Origin of the sequence: Aeromicrobium wangtongii (assembly GCF_024584515.1) — a bacterium.
In the GTDB taxonomy this organism is placed as follows: domain Bacteria; phylum Actinomycetota; class Actinomycetes; order Propionibacteriales; family Nocardioidaceae; genus Aeromicrobium; species Aeromicrobium wangtongii.
Genome location: NZ_CP102173.1, coordinates 1,973,094 through 1,993,497 on the forward strand (window position 1 = coordinate 1,973,094; position 20,404 = coordinate 1,993,497).

Here is a 20,404-nt window from a genome sequence, read left to right on the forward strand (position 1 = left end):
GGCTCCTTGCCGGTCAAGATGTGGGTCGAGCGTACTCGGGGCTCTTCACGTCGGCCAAGGCGGTGATGGTGATCTTCTTCTTCTCCTTCACGAAGGCAGATCCACCACGGTTGGCGACGCGGTCGATGAGCCCGCCGCGAAAGCGTACCGCCTCGGCCAGGTCCTTCGGATCACCGATCGCCTCGATGACATACGGACGCTTGACCTCCCGGCCCCCGACGCGGATCTGGTTGTCGTCGTCCAGGAAGTAGGTCTGCGCCACGACCCGGGCGACGCCGTTGATGGCGATGACCTCGGCTCCCGCGTCGCGCAGCTCCTCGACGGCGTCCAGGAGCGCGGCGGCGTCGATCTGCTCGTCAGGATCGTTGATGGTCAGCTCGATGCCGCTGCCGGTCGCGCCGGCCGTCCCCGCCAGGATCGCCAGCTGGTCGGCGCGCTGCTTGGCCTGCTTCTCGGCCCGCTCTGAGCGTCGGGTGCTGCTGAGCAACCCGTTGCGGGTCTCGGTCAGATCCTGGATCTGCGTGCCGAGGCGCTCGTTCGCGACGTCCAGGGACTTGAGCAGCTCGACGAGCTCCTCGCTGCGTGCCCCGGAGTAGTCATCGGTGCCCGCGTCGTTGATCTGCACCGTGATCGCGAAGGCCAGTCCACCGATCAGCAGCGCGACGATGACCTGGGACGCCTTGGGGCGCAGCAGCCCTCGCCAGCCCGATGTCGCCGGCGTCGCCCGTCGCGACTCAGGCATGGAAGATCCTGCGGCGGATGGCGGCGGCGTTGGCGAAGATCCTGATGCCCAGCACGACGACGACGCCGGTCGACAGCTGGGAGCCCACGCCGAGCTGGTCGCCCAGGTAGACCATGAATGCCGCGATGACGACGTTGGAGATGAACGAGACCACGAAGACCCGGTCGTTGAACCGTCGCTCCCCCAGGGCGCGGAGCGCGCCGATGACGGCATCCAGCGCCGCGACGATCGCGATCGGCAGGTACGGCTGCAGACCGGTCGGCACCGTCGGCTGCAGCACCAGTCCGGCGATGACGCCGATGGCAAGACCGATCACCGGAATCATTCGTCCCCCTTGACGGCCTTGGCGTGCTTGACGGTGAGTCGGTTCTTCGGCGCGGACTCGACAACGAGGTCGTCCGATCGTGCTATGTCAAAGCGTACGCCCGAGGCCTTCCGCCTCTGTTCCCAGGCACGACCGACCGCCGACTGGCCGAACCGGTCCTCCAGCGCCGCGGGGTCGCCGAGTGCCTCGATCTCGAAGGGCTCGCCGATCGGCTCGTAGTTGACCTTGATGACTCCGCCGGCCGAGCGGATCGACGTCTGAGGGCCGATGCGCTTGCCATTGATGGCGATCGCCTCGGCCCCGGCGTACCAGAGCCCGTTGACCAAGGTCTGCAGATCGCGGTCGGTGATGGGTCGACCCGCGTCCGGCCCGGAGCTGACCGTGACCCGGACACCCGGACCGGCAGCGCCCCGGTCGGATGCCAGAAGCCGAAGCTCCTCGAAACCGGCGTCGAAACCGGCGACGGAGGCGTTGAGCTCCGCGACGGACGTGCGGAGCCGCTCGGCGGTCGCCTCCCGGCGGGCCAGCTGTTCCTTGCGCGCGTTGATGTCGCTGATGAGGGTGTCCCGCTCGCGCTCGGTCGCCGGTCGGTCGGTACGGGTCTGGATCGCCGCGATCGCCACCAGCAGCGCGAAGACGCCGAGCACGACGGCGGTCAGGACCGTGTTGAACTGGCGGGACTGCTCCCCCGGTCCGCCCCGGACGACGTAGTAGTCGTCATCCAGTGCGGTGTCTGCAATCTTCTCGAGCAGGCCGTCGACCTGCTCGGGTTGCCCGGGCCCGGCCATCACCTGGTCCGGACGACCCGGGGGGTGGTGGCCAGCAGCCTGCGGACCTGGAAGGCGTACAGGATCCCGCCCCACCAGTAGAGGGCGACACCCCAGATCGTGAACGCCCAGCCGAACACATTGGCCAGATCGGCGACGGTGCCGGTCGAGTCACCCAGCAGCAGCAGCGGGAAGGCGTAGAGCAGGCTGGCCGTGGCCGCCTTGCCGAGGAAGTGCACCGGCAGCGAGCTGTAGCCGCGGGTGCGCAGGAAGGGCACCAGGCTGAACAGGAACACATCGCGCAGCGGCAGGAGGACGGCCAGCCACCACGGGATGACGTCGCGGAATCCCAGCCCGATGACGACGGCCAGGATGAAGAAGCGATCGGCGACCGGATCCAGGATCGCGCCGATCTTGGAGGCCTGGTTGAACTTGCGGGCGAGCTTGCCGTCGAGGTAGTCGGTGATGCCGGAGACCATCAGCACCAGCAGGGCCAGGCCGTCCTTCTCCGGACCGAGCACGAGCCACAGGAACACCGGCACGAGCAGCAGCCGGATGAAGCTCAACGCATTGGGCACGGTGACGATGCGCTCCTCCACTCGTGACCTCCTCGTCTGGTGCTCGTCCCCGTAATGTCACCAGACAGACTAGGTCATCGCCGGTCGCCGGCCTGCGCCGGACACGGCCGGGCCCGTCCATCGGGTGGGCACCGCCGTTGCGTGCGGGAACAGGACTGACAGACTGTGGGTTGCAAGCACACAACCGAACATTCTGGGCACGTCGTGCCCATTTCCCGAGGAGGAACGTGGCGCTTTACACACTTCCGGACCTGCCGTACGACTACGGCGCACTGGATCCGCACATTTCGGGCAAGATCATGGAGCTGCACCACTCCAAGCACCATGCCGCCTACGTAGCCGGCATCAACCAGGCTCTCGAGCAGCTCGAGGAGGCCCGCGACAAGAACTCCTTCGGCAACATCAACCTGCTGGAGAAGAACCTCGCGTTCCACCTCGGTGGTCACATCAACCACTCGATCTTCTGGAAGAACCTGTCCCCCGAGGGCGGCGACAAGCCCACGGGCGAGCTGGCCGCGGCGATCGACCAGGACTTCGGTTCGTTCGACGCCTTCCGCGCGCAGTTCGAGGCGACGGCGCTGGGCCTGCAGGGCTCCGGCTGGGCCATCCTGACCTGGGACACCCTGGGCCAGAAGCTGGTCGTCGTGCAGCTGTTCGACCAGCAGAACAACATCCCCGCCACGCTGATCCCGATCACGCAGCTGGACATGTGGGAGCACGCGTTCTACCTGGACTACCTCAACGTCAAGGGCGACTACGTCAAGGCGTGGTGGAACATCGTCAACTGGGCCGATGCCCAGGAGCGCTTCACCGCAGCAACCTCCGGTGGCCAGATCATCTTCTGATCCGATCCACCTCAGCGACGGCGGGCATCCCTCACGGGGTGCCCGCCGTCGCTGTCTCAGGGCTCCCGGCGGCGGCCGTGGTCGGCCAGGTCGCGCAGGTGGGCGTTGTACGCCTCCAGCGCCGCGTCCTCGTTGCGATCCTCGGCTCGGTCGAAGCGCTTGGCCTCGCGGGCGTCCGACCGGAACCACTGGAACAGGATCGCGATCATGACCAGCAGCAGCGGGACCTCGCCGGTGGCCCACGCCATCCCGCCACCGAGGTACTGGTCGGCCAGCAGATCGGTCCGGTACGGCCGGTCAAGCGCCTTCCAGTAGTCCAGCGCGAAGACCACGTTGGACGACATCAGCGCGACCGCGAAGAAGGCGTGGAACGGCAGCGTGACCAGCAGGGCACCGAACCTGGCGATCGGTGCGAGCGCACGCGGCGCCGGGTCGATGCCGATCAGGACGTAGTAGAACAGCAGTCCCACCGCGAGGAAGTGGATCTCCATGATCGCGTGGCCCCAGTGATTGCTCATCAGGGTCTCGAACAGGCCGGTGAAGTACAGGCCGTAGAGGCTGCCCACGAACATGACCGGCCCGAACAGCGGGTGGGTCACGAAGCGGGAGAACCGCGAGTGCAGGAACGACAGCAGCATCGCCCGCGGTGAGATGTCACCCGGCTGGCGCGGACCGGGCAGGGTCCGCAGGGCCAGGGTCATGGGCGCGCCAAGTACCAGGAAGATCGGCGCGACCATCGACAGCAGCATGTGGGAGGCCATGTGCGCGCTGAACAGGACGTGCGAGTACTCCCCCAGCCCTCCGAACGTCGCCCAGGCGACGGCCACCATGCCGAGGAGCCAGGAGATCGTCCGGCCGACCGGCCACTTGTCGCCGCGGCGGTGCATCGCCCACACGCCGCGCAGGTACAGCGCGGTGCCCAGCGCGACGATCGCGATGCCGACGCCGTTGCCGGTCCATCCGGTCAGCAGCCGCAGGACCGTGGGCGCGGCCGGGAGCGGGCCGCCGAGCAGCTCCTCGACCGGCGTCTGCAGCACGCCGTCGCCGACCGGCGTGGGGGTGCGGGACAGGGCAACGGCCAGGCCGACCGCCGCCGCCATCACGAACAGCTCGGTGATGGCCAGCCGCAGGAATCCGCCGCCGGCGGCGATGATGCGGCGCCGCTGCTGGTAGCCCAGCACGCCGAGGGCGAGCAGCGCCACGACCTTGCCGATCACCAAGAGGCCGTACGAGGTGCCGAACACGTCCGAGAGGTTGCGCAGGCGCACCAGGGCGTTGACGGCGCCCGAGGCCGCGACGACGACGAACGCCCACAGCGCCAGCGTCGAGTAGCGCGCGGTGGCCGCCCCCAGCCGCTTGCTGCCGCGGATGGCGACCCAGCCCAGGACGGCCAGCCCGCCCACCCAGATCGTCGCCCCGACGATGTGCAGGAACAGGCTCGTCGTGGCCAGGCCGTGCGAGCCCGAGGACGCCGAGTGTCCGGTCAGCGCGATCGGGGCCATCGTGGCCAGTGCGACACCCAGCAGCACCGCCAGCGAGCGGACGCCCAGCGCCAGTCGCGTGGCGACGGCGATGACCGCCGCGCCCAGCGCCTGCAGGAAGATCGCCCGCCCGTTCGACGTCCCCGCGTAACCGGAGATGAACGCCCAGGTCTGACCGCTCAGCGGAACGCCGAAGACATCGGACACCTTCACGATGAAGTACAGGACGCTCGAGACCGACCAGACCGTCGCCCACCGTGAGGCGAGCCGGACGGCCTGGACCGACAGTCCCTGCACCTCTGGCCCTGACGAGGGCAGCAGGAACGCCGCCCCCAGCAGGAACCCGACCACCGCGATGGCCGCGAGGTCCGTCACCAGCTTGAGCAGCGGCACCGCCCAGCCGACCAGGAGGCCGGGGTCGGCGATGCCGACGGGCGCCTGCTCCGGCGACCCGCCGCCGAGCACCAGGAAGGCGATCAGCGACAGGCCGGCGACGACGAAGCCGACCGTGGTGTCACGCAGCGTCTGGGTCATTGCGCCTCCTGAGCGGTGCGAGAAGCAGTCCCAGCGCGACGACCGCCGCGAGGATGCCCCAGAAGAGGTGTGAGCTGTGCCGGTGCACGAAGGACTCCTGATCGGTATCGGTGGGGGTGGCTGCCGTGACGGCGCGACCGGCGGTCACGTCGTAGGTCACGGTGCCGGTCACGGGGTGGCCGTCGGACGAGACGATCCGGAACGAGGCGCGATAGGTGCCGCGTTGGTCGACATCGGCGACGGTGGCGGTCAGATCCGGGCCGACGGCCCGGATCCCGGTGACGTCGACCTGCGTCCCGTCGGGGGCCGCGATCGCGACGTCGGCGGGCTTGCCCACGTTCTGGTTGAAGGTGAGCGTGATCTGGGTGGGTGCCGCCGCCAGGGTCGTCCCGTCCGCCGGGTCCGAGGAGACCAGGGCCGCGTGCGCGCTCGCGGGTGCCGCGCCGAGCCCGGCGGCCGCGAGCAGCACGGGAACCACGAGCCCCAGGACGATCCCGCGGAGCACGACGACGTTATGCACGTCGTCGATTCTGTCTCAGGGCGACAACCAGCGCGGCTGCGGCGACGACGAGGGCTGCTCCGCCCAGCCACGTGCCGAGCTCGGTGCCCTCGTCCGCCGAGGCGTCCGACCCGCCCGCTGAGTGCGCGGTCGTCCCGTGCCCACCGTCGCCGGCAGCGGCGGCGAGGGTCAGCACCGGTCGCGGGTGCTCGGGCTCCGTGTCGCCGGTCTGCTCCTGGTCCCAGTCGACGACCTCGCCGTCGCTGTACGTCTGCTGGGCGGAGAATCCGACCGACGAGGCGTCCGGAAACGGGCCGGCCGAGATCGCGAACTCGTCGAACTGTCCGACCGGTGTGCCCTCCCCCTCGGCCGTCCAGGTGATCGTGCTGACCGCCTCGGTGAGCTCGAAGTCGCCGGTCTTGACCGGCTTGTCGAAGGTCGTCGTGGTCGTCTTGACCGTCCAGCCCGGCTTGGCGCCGGTCGAGACGAAGGCGAACGGTGTGTCGGCCGGCAGGGTCACGACGAGCTTGGTCGTGGTGGCGGCATCGGACTCGTTGGGGACCCGGAACACGACCTTGCCGAATCCGCCCTGCGCCGCATCGGTCGACGAGACGCCGACGTGGGCCGAGGCAGGGGCGGCGACGGCCACGAGGGCAGCCGTCGTGAGCGCAGCACCGAGCCGCGCGAGAGTGCGTGTCATGAAAATGGGTTCCTTGCTGAGATGGAGTGAACGGCTGGTCAGACGAGGCCGACCGGCGGTCCTCTCCGCGACCGCACGCAGGCGAGCCACAGCTCGTGCGGCGAGGTCAGTGCGACGACCGCGCGCACCGGACGCAGGTGCGGCGCCCGCACGAGCCGGCCCCGCGAGGGCAGGACCCGTCGGACCAACCGGCGGCCCATCTCCCACACGAACCGCTCGCCGTACGCCAGGACGGCGACGCTGACGCCGGTGGCTGCCAGGTGCCCGGCGATCATGCCGGGACCCATCGTCATCTCGCCCGAGCCGCCGGCAAGGTGCACGCCCGCCTGGCACAGCACCAGCAGCCCCAGCAGCTGGCCCGGGGTGACCCGGCGTGCGGACAGCAGCCACGCGACGCCTCCGGAACCGGCCAGCACCGCCGCGACGGCTCCCGTCGGCATCGGCCCACCCGCGAACCGGTGTCCCAGCGCGGCGGCGGTGACGCACACCAGTGCTGCAGCCAGGGATCGAGCCACCCGCAGCGGACGTCCGTCCGGACGCGCTGCTTCGAGGCGGTCCGGGAAGCTCACCTCCTCACGATATCCGCGCCACTGCCGCGGACGACTCCCAGGTCCCGCCGCGGGCAGGCGCGACAGGGCCACTGGTCCCGTTACCGTGGTGGCATGAGCATCGACACCGCGTCCTACATCACGCTCGACGAGCACTGGGGAGCGCACAACTATCACCCGCTCCCCGTCGTCATCGCCGAGGCCGAAGGGGCGTGGGTCACCGACGTCGACGGTCACCGGTACCTCGATTTCCTCTCCGGGTACTCGGCCCTCAACTTCGGTCACCGGCACCCCGTGCTGGTCGAGGCGGTGCGCGAGCAGCTCGATCGGGTGACGCTGACGTCCCGGGCCTTCCACAACGACCAGTTCGGGCAGTTCTGCCGTGAGCTGGCCGAGCTGACGCAGACCGAGATGGTGCTGACGATGAACACCGGCGCCGAGGCGGTCGAGTCGGCCATCAAGGTCGCCCGCAAGTGGGCCTACGAGGTCAAGGGCGTGCAGTTCAACGGCGCCGAGATCATCGTCGCGGCCGGCAACTTCCACGGCCGCACCACCACGATCGTGTCCTTCTCGGACGATCCGGGCGCGCACGACAACTACGGCCCCTTCACTCCGGGCTTCGTGACGGTCCCGTACGGCGATCTCGCTGCCATCGAGGCCGCGATCACCCCCAACACCGCCGCCGTCCTGATCGAGCCCATCCAGGGCGAGGCCGGTGTCATCGTTCCCCCGTCGGGCTACCTGGCCGGCATCCGTCGTGCCTGCGACGAGAACAACGTGCTGATGATCGCCGACGAGATCCAGTCCGGCCTCGCCCGGACCGGCAAGCTCTTCGCCCTCGACCACGACGACGTCCGCGCCGATCTGTACACCTTGGGCAAGGCGCTGGGCGGCGGCATCATCCCGGTCTCGGCGGTCGTCGGGCGCGGCGACGTGCTGGGGGTGCTCAAGCCGGGACAGCACGGCTCGACCTTCGGCGGATATCCCATGGCCTGTGCCGTCGGACGAGCCGTCGTGGGCCTGTTGGCGACCGGTGAGTTCCAGGCCCGGTCGCTCGAGCTGGGGCGCTACCTGCACGGTCGCCTCGACGAGCTCGTGGGCCGCGGCATCGTGGCCGTCCGCGGGCGCGGACTGTGGGCCGGCGTCGACATCGACCCGCTGTCCAGGACCGGTCGCGAGGTGTCGATGGCGCTGCGGGACCGGGGTGTGCTGTGCAAGGAGACGCACGAGCGCACCCTGCGCATCGCTCCCCCGCTGGTCATCACCCAGGACGAGATCGACCACGCCGTCGACGCGCTGGCCGACGCCCTGCAGGCCTAGCCGTCGAGCGGGTCGTCACCGTCCGGGATGCCGCAGGTCCGCCCGGCGCGGGACGTTGTGCCCTGAACCCCAGGGGGCGCACGGGTGACGCTGAAGTCTCCAGCGTCCATCGCGAATCGGGGTTGTCATGTCAGCATTTGGTGTCGACGGGTGGGAGCTGGTCTGGTCGATCTTCTGGGTCCTGGCGTTCTTCGTGTACATCTTCGCGCTGTTCGCGATCATCAATGACCTGTTCGACGACCACGGGCTCAGCGGATGGTGGAAGGCCCTGTGGGTCGTGGCCCTCCTGGTGTTCCCGTTCCTGACGATCCTGGTGTACCTGATCGCCCGCGGAAAAGGCATGCAGGAGCGCTCCCAGCGCCGCGCCGCCGCTGCCCAGAAGGCCACCGACGACTACATCCGCCAGACGGCCGGCCGCCCGTCCCCGGCCGACGAGATCGCCAAGGCCAAGGCATTGCTGGACGACGGGACGATCACGCAGGACGAGTACGAGTCGATGAAGGCCCGTGCACTCACCTGACCCGCCGGCCGCGGCACTCCTGCCATCCGCGGCACCGACGAAAGGCCCACCACCATGACCGACCGCAACTGCTCACTGCTCGTGGCCGCGTACGACGACGAGTCGACGGCCCGCGAGGACTTCGCCGCCATGAAGACCGTCGACGACCTGGACGTCGTCGCGGCCGTCGTGCTGTCCCGTGACGCCGAGGGAAAGGTCCACGCCAAGGAGCACGGCGGCAAGCTCGTGCGATACGGGACCGCGGTGGGCGCCGTCGGCGGTGTCGTCGTCGGCCTGTTCGCGCCGTCGCTGCTGGCCTCGGGCGTGGTCGGGGCCGTCATCGGGGCCGGCGCCGGAGAGATCCTCCAGCGTCACGAGGAGCGGCAGATCGGCGTCGACGCGCAGGAGTGGCTGCCCAACGGTGCCTCGGCGATTGTGGCCGTCATCGACGACCTCTATCTCGACCGGGTCGACAAGGCCGTCGAGCACGCCGCCAGGAACATCACCAAGGCGATCGGGAAGGGCGACTACGACGCGGTCGTCAAGGCCGTCAACAAGGGCGAGGATCAGATCATCGAGGCCATCGCGACCTGACGCGCTCAGCCGAAGAACGTGCCCAGCCGGGGGCGTGCCGGTGACGGCTGCGAGTCCTGGTCGGTGAAGGCCGTCTTCGCCGCGAAGCCCTGCACGACCTCGCGGTACGGCAGCACCCGGTACGGCAGCGGCGAGCTCGCAGCCCGGCGGGCGAGGGTCTCCCACGGCAGCGTCGCCTGCGATGCCACGACCAGCACGTTGCCGAACCGGCGCCCCTTCAAGGTCGCCGGCTCGGCGCTGATCATGACCTCGGCGAAGGCGTCCAGCACTCCCCGCACGGCGCGGCGCAGATACGGGAACGGGGCGTGGTCGGCCAGGTTGAGCAGAACGAGCCCGTCCGGCGTCGTGACGCGGGCCAGCTCGCCGAAGAACTCCCTCGTCGTCAGCTCGGCGGGCACCTGGTCGCCGTCGAAGGCGTCTAGCACCACGACGTCGGCGAAGTCATCACGCATCGCGGCGATGCCGGTGCGCCCGTCGACCGGACGGACCTTGATGCCGCTGTGCCGCGGCAACGGCATGCGCTCGCGGACCAGGGCCGTGATCTCCTCGTCCGGCTCCAGGACGATCTGGGCCGATCGGGGCCGGGTGGCGGCGACGTAGCGGGCCAGGGTCATGCCGGCGCCGCCGATGTGCACGCAGCGCAGCGGCTCCCCCGCCGTCCCGTGACCGTCGATCACGTCGGCCATCCGCTGGATGTAGTCGAACTCGAGGCGTCGCGGATCGTCCAGGTCGACGTACGACTGCTCGGTGCCGTCGACCCGCAGCGTGAACGCCGAGGGACGATCCCGGTCGACCACGATCTCGATCCGCCGCACGTCCTCGCTCACCGGACCACTGTAGGGCGCGTCCTCGTCGGTCCGCCGGGCCGGTGAGCTGACCCACCGCTCAGGCTGTCGTCCCGGCAGCCGGAGCCCGAGGGCTGCGGCGATAGGCCGACACCGTCGGATCGCCCGTGACCCAGAACCGCCACGGGACGTCGGCCGCCTTCGACACGCCGACGCGCGGGCCGGCCGTGACCTGGACGGGGTCCGACGGCGGCTCCCCCAGGCGCACGCCCTCGCTGACCAGCAGGTCCGCGCCCAGATCGTCCAGCGTGAGACCCAGGGCGCGGGCCAGGTTGCCGGGGCCCCGCGCCAGGGCGACGTCCTTGACGCCCGGACGTCGCGACCGCGCGGTCTCCAGGCCCTCGGCCACCTCGCCGGCGCGGATCAGCACCGCCGCGGCGCGATTGGTGGGGCCGGTGACGACATTGGCGCAAAAGTGCATCCCGTAGGAGCGGTAGACGTACAGCCGCCACGGCGGCCCGTACATGATCTCGCTGCGCGCCGTGCGGGTGAATGCGTGCGACGCCGGGTCGTCCACCCCGCCGTAGGCCTCGACCTCCGTGATCCGCACCGCGACGCCGTGGCCGTGCAGCACGCGTCCGAGCAGACCGCGGGCCCGGACGGCGACCTCGCCGTCCGGGCCCGCGGGCATCAGCCGATCAGCTGACGGACTCGATGACGACATCCTTGGCCGGTGCGACGCCGTCGGGACCGTTGCCTTCCTTCTCGATGTCCTGGGCGACCTTGAGGCCGGCCGCGTCGACCGTGCCGAAGACGGTGAACTCCGGTCGCAGATCGGCTTCCGCGAGGACGATGAAGAACTGCGATCCGTTCGTGTCGGGGCCGGCATTCGCCATCGCGAGCGTCCCGGCCGGGTAGGTCTCGGAGCCGCTGAGCTCGTCGCCGAAGCTGTAGCCCGGTCCGCCCGTGCCGGTGGCCGTGGGATCGCCGCACTGCAGCACGAAGCCGGGCACCAGACGGTGGCACTTCGTGCCGTCGTAGTAGCCCTGCTCGGCCAGCGAGATGAACGAGTTGACGGTGCACGGTGCCGTGTCGGGCTTCAGTGTGGCCTTGATGGCACCGCGGTTGGTCTTGATGGTGATCTGGTCCGCGCTCTTCGGCTCGGTCGGGGGCAGCTTGGCCTTCTTGCCCGGCTCCTCGCCCTCGGTGTAGGTGCAGGTCCCGTCCGAGGCCGGTGCCTTGGACGAGGCGGCCGGCTTGTCGGCCGAGTCGTCGTCGGAGCCACCGCATGCGGTCAGCAGGGTCAACAGGGCCGTGGCCGCCGCGGCGGCAGCAAGACGAGAACGCATGCCGCCGAGCCTAGCCAACGTCCCTGTGACGTCAGGACAGCCGGTCGCGGATCTCGGCCAGCTGCTCTGCGACCCGCACCTGCGCGGTGCCGCCACGGGAGTCACGGGAGGCCAGCGATCCCTCGACCGTCAGGACCTCCCGCACACCCGGCGTCAGGGCAGGCGAGATCGCCGCGAAGTCCTCGTCGGACAGGTCCCACAGCTCGATGCCGCGCTGCTCGCACGCCTGCACGCAGGCGCCGGACAGCTCGTGCGCGACCCTGAACGGGACGCCCTGGCGGACGAGCCACTCGGCGATGTCGGTGGCCAGTGCGAAGCCTTGGGGCGCCAGCGCCTGCATGCGCTCGGTGTTGAAGGTCAGCGTCGCGATCATGCCGGTGAACGCCGGCAGGAGCACCTCGAGGGTGTCGATCGAGTCGAAGACCGGCTCCTTGTCCTCCTGCAGGTCGCGGTTGTACGCCAGCGGGAGGCCCTTGAGGGTGGCCAGCAGACCGGTCAGGTTGCCGATGAGGCGACCGGACTTGCCGCGAGCGAGCTCGGCGATGTCGGGGTTCTTCTTCTGCGGCATGATGCTGGAGCCCGTGGAGTAGCCGTCGTGCAGCGTGACGAAGTCGAACTCCTTGGTGTTCCAGATGATGATCTCCTCGGCCAGCCGGGAGACGTCGATGCCGATCTGCGCCGTCACGAAGGCGAACTCGGCCACGAAGTCACGGGCCGCGGTGCCGTCGATCGAGTTGGCCGTCGAGCCGGAGAACCCCAGCTCGGCGGCGACCTTCTCGGGGTCCAGGCCCAGCGACGAGCCGGCCAGCGCACCCGAGCCGTAGGGCGAGTCGGCGGCGACGCGGGCGTCCCAGTCGGCGAGCCGGTCGAGGTCGCGCACCAGCGGCCAGGCATGCGCCAGCAGGTGGTGCGACAGCAGGACGGGCTGGGCGTGCTGCAGGTGCGTCCGGCCGGGCATCGCGACGCCCAGGTGGGTCTCGGCCTGGGTGGCCAGCGCCTCGGCGAGCTGGGTGACCAGCGCGGCGATCCGGCGTCCGTGGTCACGCAGGTACATCTTGAACAGGGTCGCGATCTGGTCGTTGCGCGAGCGCCCCGCCCGCAGTCGTCCGCCCAGATCCGGCCCCAGGCGCTCCATCAGGCCACGCTCCAGCGCGGTGTGGACGTCCTCGTCGTCCGGCTGGGCCACGAACGCACCGGACTCGACGTCGGCGGCCAGCGCATCGATGCCGGCGATCATCGCGGTCAGGTCGTCGCGGCTCAGCAGCCCGGCTGCCTGCAGGACCCCGGCGTGGGCGCGCGAGCCGGCCAGGTCGTACGGCGCGAGCCGCCAGTCGAAGTGGGTGGAGCGTGACAGCTCGACGAGCTCGGGCGAGGGGCCCGATGCGAAGCGACCGCCCCACAGAGAATTGCCCTCGCCGTGGGTCGAGGTGGGCTCAGTGGTCACTGGTTCTCCTTGGATGCGGGACCGGCCAGGTCCGTGAAGCGGTCGACGACGGCCTGGCCGCCGTTGGGGTCTCGGGTGATCATGAGGACGGTGTCGTCGCCGGCGATGGTGCCCATGATGTCCTCCGGTGCCGCGTGGTCGATGGCCGAGGCCAGGTACTGGGCCGCGCCGGGCGGTGTGCGCAGCACGACCTGGTTGGCCGAGGCCTCGATCGTCACGAGCAGCTCGCGCACGATGCGGGCCAGCCGGTTCCTGGCAGCCGCGCCGCCGGTCGCGGGACGGGGCGTGCGGTCGCCACCCTCGGCCGGGACGGCGTAGATCAGCCCGATGCCGTCGTGGCGCACGCGCACGGCGTCCAGCTCGACGAGGTCACGCGAGACCGTCGACGGCGTCGCGTTGACCCCCCGGGCCTCCAGGAGGTCGACAAGCTCGCCCTGGGAGCGCACCGCATTGCGCGTCAGCAGCTCGATGATCAGCTGCTGCCGGGCGGTCTTGGTGTCCGCGGCGCTCATGTGCTGCTCTTCTCCAGCAGCCACACCAGCAGGGCCTTCTGGGCGTGCAGGCGGTTCTCGGCCTCGTCCCACACGACGCTCTGCGGACCGTCGAGCACCTCGGCGGAGATCTCCAGCCCGCGGTAGGCCGGCAGGCAGTGCAGCACGATGGCGTCGTGCGCGGCCAGGCCGAGGGTCTTCTCGGTGATCGAGTAGTCGCCGAACAGCGCGAGGCGGGCCTCCTTCTCGGCCTCCTGCCCCATCGAGACCCAGGTGTCGGTGATGACCACGTCGGCACCGGCCAACGCCGCGGAGGGGTCGGCCGTCACGGTGACCGAGCCGCCCGTGCCCGCGGCGATCGCAGCGGCGTCGTCGACGATCCGCGGATCGGGCTGGTATCCCTCGGGCGCACCGATGCGCACGTGCATCCCGGCGGTCGCGCCGCCCAGCAGGTAGGAGTGCCCCATGTTGTTGGCGCCGTCGCCGAGGTAGGCGACCGTCAGTCCGGCCAGGCTGCCCTTGTGCTCGATGACGGTCTGCCAGTCGGCCAGGATCTGGCACGGGTGGAAGTCGTCGCTCAGGGCGTTGACGACCGGTACGCCGGCGTGGGCGGCCATCTCCTCGAGCCCTGACTGCGCGTAGGTGCGCCAGACGATCGCACTGGTCATCCGGCCGAGCACCCGGGCGGTGTCGGCGGGCGACTCGCCGCGACCGTTCTGGGTCGCCGCGGCGTCCAGGATCAGCGGGCTGCCGCCCAGGTCGGCGATGCCGACGCCGAACGAGACCCGGGTACGGGTCGACGCCTTGTCGAAGATGACCGCGACGGTCTGCGGACCGGCCAGCGGCTTGCGGCTGTACGGATCGGCCTTGAGCTCGGCGGCGAGCGCCAGCACCTCGGCCTGCTCGGCGGGTGTCAGGTCGTCATCGCGCAGGAAGTGGCGGATCGTCATGCCGACACCTCGTCGAGCACGCCGCGCAGCACCGCCACCGCGGCGGCGGCCTCGTCCTCGCTGAGCACCAGCGGGGGTGCCAGCCGGAGCCGGTCGGGGGTCGCGTTGTTCAGGATGAGCCCGGCGGCGAGCGCAGCCTTCTGCGCCTCGGCGGCGACCGGCTGGTTCAGCACGACACCGATCAGCAGCCCCCGTCCGGTGACGTCGGCGACGAGCGGGTGCTCGGCCAGCCCGCGCCGCAGCTGGTCCCCGATCGTGACGGCGTGCTCCAGCAGCCCGTCCCGCTCGATCGTCGCGATCACGGCCAGTGCGGCCGCGGTCGAGACGGCGTTGCCGCCGAAGGTCGTGCCGTGGTTGCCGGGCTGCAGCAGCGTCGCGGCGTCGCCGAGGGCGATGCACGCGCCGATCGGCAGGCCTCCCCCGAGTCCCTTGGCCAGCGTCACCACGTCGGGCACGATGCCCGACTCGGTGTACGCGAACCAGGCCCCGGTGCGGCCCATGCCGGTCTGCACCTCGTCGATCCACAGCAGCGCGCCGTGGGCCGAGGTCACCGCGCGGGCCGCCTGCAGGTAGCCCTCGGGCGGGACGACGACGCCGGCCTCACCCTGGATCGGCTCGACCAGGACCGCGGCCACGCTGTCGTCGACCGCTGCCTCGAGGGCGGCGACATCGCCGTACGGCACCCACGTGACGTCGCCGGGCAGCGGCTCGAACGGCTCGCGGTAGGCGGCCTTGGACGTCAGCGCGAGCGCGCCCATCGTCCGTCCGTGGAACGAGCCCTCCGCCACCACGATGCGGGTGCGGCCGGTGCGGCGGGTGATCTTGAACGCGGCCTCGTTGGCCTCGGTGCCGGAGTTGGTGAAGAACACGCGGGCGTCGCCGCCCACCAGCTCGTCGAGCTTCTCGGCCAGCCTGATCTGGGGCTCGGTCGCGAAGAAGTTGGACGTGTGGCCCAGGGTCGTCAGCTGCCGGGTGACCGCTTCGACGATCGCCGGGTGCCCGTGCCCGAGCGCGTTGACCGCGATACCGGCCAGCAGATCCAGGTACTTGGCGCCGTCGGCGTCCCAGACATGGCAGCCCTCTCCGCGGACGAGCACCGTCTGCGGCGGGCCGAAGGTGTTCATGACCGCGCCCTGGTAGCGCTCGGTCCACTCCTGGTTGCTGCTCATGGCTTGTCCTTGTCGACGCTCGTGGCGTACAGCGCGGTGCGGATGCGGGTCGGCGCGCCCGGCACGACCTGCGTGCCGACGCCCTCGTCGGTGAAGATCTCCAGCAGGACCGAGTGCGGCTCGCGCCCGTCGACGACCGTCGCCCGGCGGACACCCTCCTGCACCGCCTTGAGGCAGGCGGTCATCTTGGGAATCATGCCGGTCGCGAGGGTGGGGATCAGCTCGGCGAGCGCCTCCGGGCTGATCTCGCCGATGACGTCCGAGCTGTTCGGCCAGTCGGCGTACAGGCCTTCGACATCGGTCAGCACCAGCAGCTTCTCGGCGCCCAGGGCGATCGCGAGCGCCGCCGCGGCGGTGTCCGCGTTGACGTTGTGCACCTGGCCCGAGGCGTCCGGGGCGACGGTCGACACGACCGGGATGCGGCCCGCGTCGATGAGATCCTGCACGGCCTCGGGGCGGACGCCGACGACCTCGCCGACCAGTCCGATGTCGGTCTCGACGCCGTCGATGACCGGCATCGTCCGCTTCGCGCGGAACAGGCCGCCGTCCTCACCGGACAAGCCGACCGCGAGGTCACCGTGCTGGTTGAGCAGGCCCACGAGCTCGCGGCCGACCTGCCCGGTCAGAACCATCCGGACGACCTCCATCGTCTCAGGGGTCGTGACCCGCAGACCGCCGCGGAACTCCGACTCGATGCCCAGCTTGTCCAGCATCGTGTTGATCTGCGGGCCGCCGCCGTGCACGACGACGGGCTTGAAGCCCGCCATCCGCAGGAACACGATGTCCTCGGCGAAGGCGCGCTTGAGGGCCTCGTCGGTCATGGCGTTGCCGCCGTACTTCACCACGATGACCTTGCCGTGGTACTTCTTCAGCCACGGCAGGGCCTTGGCGAGCGTGGCGGCCTGGCCGGTCGCCTTCGTCCACTCCTCGGCGTTCCACTCGTGGTCGGGGGTGTCAGGGCTCATGAGGAGTACGCCGAGTTCTCGTGGACGTAGGCCTGGGTCAGGTCGTTGGTCCAGATGGTGCCCGACTGGTCGCCGGACTTGAGGTCGATCGTGACCGAGACCGCGCGGGCCTCCAGGTCGATGGAGTCGGGGGACTCCCCCGGTCCACTGTTGCGGCACACCCAGACGCCGTTGAGCGCCACGTCCAGGTCGGCCGGGTCGAAGACCGCCTGCGTCGTGCCGACCGAAGCGAGGATGCGTCCCCAGTTGGGGTCCTTGCCGAAGATCGCGCACTTGAACAGGTTGCTGCGGGCCACGGAACGTCCGACCTCGAGCGCGTCGTCGACCGACGCGGCGTTCACGACCTCGATCGCGATCTCGTGGTCGGCGCCCTCGGCGTCGGCGAGCAGCTGCATCGCCAGGTCACGGCACACCTCGGTGACGGTGGCGGTGAGCTCGTCGGGATCCGGGGTGACGCCCGAGGCGCCCGACGCCATCAGCAGCACGGTGTCGTTGGTCGACTGGCAGCCGTCGGAGTCGAGCCGGTCGAAGGTCTGCGCGGTGGCCGCGCGCAGGACGGCGTCCGCGGTCGCGGAGTCGATGTCGGCGTCGGTCGTGATGACCACGAGCATCGTCGCCAGGGCGGGAGCCAGCATGCCGGCACCCTTGGCCATGCCGCCGACGGCATATCCGTCGCCGCGGGCCACGGCCTCCTTCGCGACGCTGTCGGTCGTCATGATCGCCGTGGCCGCGGTGTGGCCGCCGTCCGGGCTCTGCCCCTCGACGGCCGCACGGACGCCGGACAGCAGCGCCTCGCGGTCGTTGAGCAGGCCGATGAGCCCGGTCGAGCACACCTGGACGTCGATCGCGCCGACGTCGAGCAGCTCGGCGACGGTCTCGGCCGTCCGGTGCGTGATGGCGAAGCCCTCGGCGCCCGTGTAGCAGTTGGCGCCGCCGGAGTTGATGACCACCGCGGCGGCCGAGCCGCCCTTGATGGCCTCCTGGCTCCACAGCACCGGATTGGCCTTGCAGCGGTTGGACGTGAAGACGGCCGCTGCGTCCTTCGACGGCCCCTGGTTGACGACCACGGCGACATCTGGCGCGCCGGTCGACTTCAGGCCGGCGGCGACGCCGTGCGCGGTGAATCCCTGGGGAGCTGTGACGCTCATGCCGGGGCCCCCGCGGAAGCGTGAGCGCAGCGAGCGGTTGCGTGGGGAAGGCTCATGGAGCGAGTCCGATCGTGGAGAGGCCCGTGGTCTCGGGAAGACCCAGGGCGAGGTTCATGGACTGGATGGCACCGCCGGCGGTGCCCTTGACCAGGTTGTCGATCGCCGAGACGACCACGAGCCGGCGCGCGCGCTGGTCGACCGCGATCTGCAGCTGCGCGGTGTTGGCGCCCAGCGTTGCGGCGGTCGTGGGCCACCGCCCCTCGGGCAGCAGGTGGATGAACGGCTCCGCGTCGTACGCCGCCTCGTACGCGGCACGGATCGCCGGCAGCTCGACGCCGTCGGCGAGCCGGGCGGTCGTGGTCGCCAGGATGCCGCGCGCCATCGGCACCAGGGTCGGCGTGAACGAGATGGTGACGTCGTCGGCGCCGGCCTGCCGCAGGTTCTGCATGATCTCGGGGACGTGCCGGTGCACTCCCCCGACGCCGTACGGCGACGCCGCGCCGAGGCCCTCGGCGGCGAGCAGGTGCTGCTTGGGCGCCTTGCCGGCGCCCGAGTAGCCATTGGCCAGCACCGCGACGATGTCGGTGGCCTCGACGAGCCGTGCCGCGACGGCCGGCTGCAGGCCCAACGTGATGGCAGTGACGTTGCAGCCGGGCACCGCGACGCGGTTGACGCCCTTCAGCGCGTCCCGCTGGCGTCCCTGCCCGACGATGAGCTCGGGCAGGCCGTACGGCCAGGTGCCCGCGTGCTCGCCCCCGTAGAACTCGGCCCACTCGTCGGCCGACTGCAGGCGGAAGTCGGCACCGCAGTCGATCACCAGGACGTCCTCGCCGAGCTCGGCCGCGACCGCCCCGGACTGCCCGTGGGGCAGCCCGAGGAAGACGACGTCGTGCCCCGACAGCGTCTCGGCCGTCGTCGGCTGCAGGATGCGGTCCGCGAGCGGCACCAGGTGCGGGTGGTGATCGCCCAGGGGCGTCCCGGCGCTGGATGCCGCGGTGAGCGCGCCGATCTCGACATCCGGATGCGACAGCAGGAGGCGCAGCACCTCACCGCCGGCATATCCACTGGCGCCGGCGACGGCGACGGTGATCGTGGTCATCTCTCCACCTTTGCAGAAGTCGGTTCGTGAGGGGCGCCGGGACTAGTCGGTGCCGAGCTCCATCGCGGCGGCGTCCAGCAGCGGCGCCTCGACCTCCGACAGGGACGGGTTGGCCTCGATGCGGGTGGCGCCGCCGGCGGGCAGCTCGCCGAACAGCGTGCCGTTCTCGACCAGCACCTGCCCCTGGTCGAGGGGCTGCTCGGCGTACAGCTCGAGCATCGCGCGCGAGTCGGCGATGTCGAGGTTGCGCATCGTCAGCTGGCCGATGCGGTCGGTCGGACCGAACACGGCGTTCTCGGTGCGCTCCATCGACAGCTTGTGCGGGTCGTAGGAGAAGTTCGGGCCCTGCGTGTCCAGGACCGTGTAGTCCTCGCCGCGACGCAGCCGGACGGTCACCTCACCGGTGACGACCGAGGCGATCCAGCGCTGCACGGACTCGCGCAGCATCATCGCCTGCGGGTCCAGCCAGCGACCCTCGTACATCAGCCGGCCGAGACGACGGCCGTGCTGGTGGAAGTTGGCGATCGTGTCCTCGTTGTGGATCGCGTTGACGAGCCGCTCGTAGGCGATGTGCAGCAGGGCCATGCCCGGCGCCTCGTAGATGCCGCGGCTCTTGGCCTCGATGATGCGGTTCTCGATCTGGTCGGACATGCCCAGGCCGTGCCGGCCGCCGATCGTGTTCGCCTCGTGCACCAGCGCGACCGGGTCACCGTCGAACGTCTCGCCGTTGATCGCCACCGGACGGCCCGCCTCGAAGGCGATCGTGACGTCCTCGGTCTCGATCTGGACCGAGGGGTCCCAGAACTTGACGCCCATGATCGGGTCAACCGCCTCCAGGGAGGTGTCGAGGTGCTCGAGCAGCTTGGCCTCGTGCGTCGCGCCCCAGATGTTGGCGTCGGTCGAGTAGGCCTTCTCCTGGCTGTCGCGGTACGGCAGGTCCCGCTCGGTGAGCCACTGGCTCATCTCGGCGCGGCCGCCCAGCTCGGCGACGAATGCCGCGTCGAGCCACGGCTTGTAGATGCGCAGCGCGGGGTTGGCCAGCAGGCCGTAGCGGTAGAACCGCTCGATGTCGTTGCCCTTGAAGGTCGAGCCGTCGCCCCAGATGTCGACGCCGTCCTCGTGCATGGCGCGCACCAGCAGCGTCCCGGTGACCGCACGGCCCAGCGGGGTCGTGTTGAAGTACGTCCGGCCGGCCGAGCGGATGTGGAACGCACCGCACGCCAGTGCCGCCAGTCCCTCGTCGACCAGCGGACGCTTGCAGTCGATCGACCGGGCCAGCTCGGCGCCGTACTCCATGGCGCGGCCGGGGATGCCGGAGATGTCGGGCTCGTCGTACTGGCCGATGTCGGCGGTGTACGTGCAGGGCACGGCGCCCTTGTCGCGCATCCATGCAACGGCAACGGAGGTGTCGAGCCCTCCGGAGAAGGCGATGCCGACGCGTTCGCCGACGGGAAGACTGGTGAGAACCTTGGACATGGTTCACATTCTTGCACAGGTCTGCAAAAACTTGCATTCGGGGTGGGGCTGTCCGGGATGTCTAGGACGCGCGCCACGGGGCAAATATGCAGACAC

Annotated in this window: 23 protein-coding genes; 4 read left to right on the top strand and 19 right to left on the bottom strand. The window is 70.4% G+C overall.

Annotation, left to right across the window (positions count from 1 at the left end; all coding sequences use genetic code 11):
- Positions 1-13: 13 nt before the first annotated feature.
- From NQV15_RS09785 to NQV15_RS09800, 4 genes are read right to left on the bottom strand one after another with little or no spacing between them, the layout of a single operon-like run.
- Positions 14-742, bottom strand: a complete 729-nt coding sequence (locus NQV15_RS09785) for a DUF881 domain-containing protein (protein WP_232399637.1) — start codon at positions 740-742, stop codon at positions 14-16.
- A complete protein-coding gene (locus NQV15_RS09790) occupies positions 735-1,067 on the bottom strand; it encodes a small basic family protein (protein WP_232399638.1) in 333 nt (110 codons plus the stop codon). Before NQV15_RS09790 ends, NQV15_RS09785 begins: the two co-directional genes overlap by 8 nt.
- Complete coding sequence (locus NQV15_RS09795) at positions 1,064-1,855, bottom strand: DUF881 domain-containing protein (RefSeq protein WP_232399639.1); 792 nt, start codon at positions 1,853-1,855, stop codon at positions 1,064-1,066. Before NQV15_RS09795 ends, NQV15_RS09790 begins: the two co-directional genes overlap by 4 nt.
- A complete protein-coding gene (locus tag NQV15_RS09800; protein WP_232399640.1) occupies positions 1,855-2,433 on the bottom strand; it encodes a CDP-alcohol phosphatidyltransferase family protein in 579 nt (192 codons plus the stop codon). The genes NQV15_RS09795 and NQV15_RS09800 overlap by 1 nt, the downstream gene beginning before the upstream one ends.
- A gap of 206 nt (positions 2,434-2,639) precedes the next feature.
- Here NQV15_RS09800 and NQV15_RS09805 point away from each other — a divergent pair, with 206 nt between their 5' ends.
- Positions 2,640-3,257, top strand: coding sequence for a superoxide dismutase (locus NQV15_RS09805; protein WP_232399641.1), 618 nt, complete (start codon positions 2,640-2,642; stop codon positions 3,255-3,257).
- Between the two features lie 56 nt (positions 3,258-3,313).
- Here the strand turns inward: NQV15_RS09805 and NQV15_RS09810 are convergent, their stop codons facing one another.
- Genes NQV15_RS09810 through NQV15_RS09825 form a run of 4 tightly spaced genes read right to left on the bottom strand, consistent with a single transcriptional unit; the run spans position 3,314 to position 7,040 of the window.
- The gene (locus tag NQV15_RS09810) at positions 3,314-5,272 is read right to left on the bottom strand and encodes a bifunctional copper resistance protein CopD/cytochrome c oxidase assembly protein (protein WP_257125036.1); all 1,959 of its coding nucleotides are present in this window, start codon (positions 5,270-5,272) and stop codon (positions 3,314-3,316) included.
- Positions 5,253-5,792: a copper resistance CopC family protein gene (locus tag NQV15_RS09815; protein WP_232399643.1), complete on the bottom strand. Its 540-nt coding sequence runs from the start codon at positions 5,790-5,792 to the stop codon at positions 5,253-5,255. The genes NQV15_RS09810 and NQV15_RS09815 overlap by 20 nt, the downstream gene beginning before the upstream one ends.
- Positions 5,785-6,471: a YcnI family protein gene (locus tag NQV15_RS09820; RefSeq protein ID WP_232399644.1), complete on the bottom strand. Its 687-nt coding sequence runs from the start codon at positions 6,469-6,471 to the stop codon at positions 5,785-5,787. Before NQV15_RS09820 ends, NQV15_RS09815 begins: the two co-directional genes overlap by 8 nt.
- Positions 6,472-6,509: 38 nt before the next feature.
- Positions 6,510-7,040 carry a hypothetical protein gene (locus NQV15_RS09825; protein WP_232399645.1) on the bottom strand — a complete coding sequence of 177 codons (531 nt, stop codon included), beginning with the start codon at positions 7,038-7,040 and terminating at the stop codon, positions 6,510-6,512.
- 93 nt (positions 7,041-7,133) lie between these two features.
- Here NQV15_RS09825 and rocD point away from each other — a divergent pair, with 93 nt between their 5' ends.
- The 3 genes from rocD to NQV15_RS09840 all read left to right on the top strand — a co-directional run bounded on the left by rocD (position 7,134) and on the right by NQV15_RS09840 (position 9,432).
- Positions 7,134-8,339, top strand: a complete 1,206-nt coding sequence (gene rocD / locus NQV15_RS09830) for an ornithine--oxo-acid transaminase (RefSeq protein ID WP_232399646.1) — start codon at positions 7,134-7,136, stop codon at positions 8,337-8,339.
- A gap of 127 nt (positions 8,340-8,466) precedes the next feature.
- A complete protein-coding gene (locus NQV15_RS09835; RefSeq protein WP_232399647.1) occupies positions 8,467-8,859 on the top strand; it encodes an SHOCT domain-containing protein in 393 nt (130 codons plus the stop codon).
- A 54-nt stretch (positions 8,860-8,913) separates the two neighbouring features.
- Positions 8,914-9,432 carry a DUF1269 domain-containing protein gene (locus NQV15_RS09840; RefSeq protein WP_232399648.1) on the top strand — a complete coding sequence of 173 codons (519 nt, stop codon included), beginning with the start codon at positions 8,914-8,916 and terminating at the stop codon, positions 9,430-9,432.
- Between the two features lie 5 nt (positions 9,433-9,437).
- On the opposite strand, the gene NQV15_RS09845 is transcribed toward NQV15_RS09840, so the two are convergent.
- From NQV15_RS09845 to argG, 11 genes are read right to left on the bottom strand one after another with little or no spacing between them, the layout of a single operon-like run.
- On the bottom strand, positions 9,438-10,259 hold the full coding sequence (locus NQV15_RS09845) for a spermidine synthase (RefSeq protein WP_232399649.1): 822 nt from the start codon (positions 10,257-10,259) through the stop codon (positions 9,438-9,440).
- A 58-nt stretch (positions 10,260-10,317) separates the two neighbouring features.
- Positions 10,318-10,908, bottom strand: coding sequence for a DNA-3-methyladenine glycosylase (locus NQV15_RS09850; protein WP_257125037.1), 591 nt, complete (start codon positions 10,906-10,908; stop codon positions 10,318-10,320).
- Positions 10,909-10,915: 7 nt separating this feature from the next.
- The gene (locus NQV15_RS09855) at positions 10,916-11,566 is read right to left on the bottom strand and encodes a peptidylprolyl isomerase (RefSeq protein ID WP_232399651.1); all 651 of its coding nucleotides are present in this window, start codon (positions 11,564-11,566) and stop codon (positions 10,916-10,918) included.
- A 31-nt stretch (positions 11,567-11,597) separates the two neighbouring features.
- A complete protein-coding gene (argH, locus tag NQV15_RS09860; RefSeq protein ID WP_232399652.1) occupies positions 11,598-13,010 on the bottom strand; it encodes an argininosuccinate lyase in 1,413 nt (470 codons plus the stop codon).
- Entirely contained in the window at positions 13,007-13,522 is a 516-nt protein-coding gene (gene argR, locus NQV15_RS09865) for an arginine repressor (RefSeq protein WP_232399653.1), read from the bottom strand. Before argR ends, argH begins: the two co-directional genes overlap by 4 nt.
- On the bottom strand, positions 13,519-14,451 hold the full coding sequence (gene argF, locus NQV15_RS09870; protein ID WP_232399654.1) for an ornithine carbamoyltransferase: 933 nt from the start codon (positions 14,449-14,451) through the stop codon (positions 13,519-13,521). Before argF ends, argR begins: the two co-directional genes overlap by 4 nt.
- Positions 14,448-15,620, bottom strand: coding sequence for an acetylornithine transaminase (locus tag NQV15_RS09875; protein ID WP_232399655.1), 1,173 nt, complete (start codon positions 15,618-15,620; stop codon positions 14,448-14,450). Before NQV15_RS09875 ends, argF begins: the two co-directional genes overlap by 4 nt.
- Positions 15,617-16,585 carry an acetylglutamate kinase gene (argB, locus tag NQV15_RS09880; RefSeq protein WP_232399656.1) on the bottom strand — a complete coding sequence of 323 codons (969 nt, stop codon included), beginning with the start codon at positions 16,583-16,585 and terminating at the stop codon, positions 15,617-15,619. The genes NQV15_RS09875 and argB overlap by 4 nt, the downstream gene beginning before the upstream one ends.
- On the bottom strand, positions 16,582-17,733 hold the full coding sequence (gene argJ / locus NQV15_RS09885) for a bifunctional glutamate N-acetyltransferase/amino-acid acetyltransferase ArgJ (protein ID WP_232399657.1): 1,152 nt from the start codon (positions 17,731-17,733) through the stop codon (positions 16,582-16,584). Before argJ ends, argB begins: the two co-directional genes overlap by 4 nt.
- 52 nt (positions 17,734-17,785) lie before the next feature.
- Entirely contained in the window at positions 17,786-18,832 is a 1,047-nt protein-coding gene (gene argC / locus NQV15_RS09890; RefSeq protein ID WP_232399658.1) for an N-acetyl-gamma-glutamyl-phosphate reductase, read from the bottom strand.
- A gap of 42 nt (positions 18,833-18,874) precedes the next feature.
- Positions 18,875-20,308, bottom strand: coding sequence for an argininosuccinate synthase (argG, locus tag NQV15_RS09895; protein WP_232399659.1), 1,434 nt, complete (start codon positions 20,306-20,308; stop codon positions 18,875-18,877).
- Positions 20,309-20,404 lie beyond the last annotated feature (96 nt).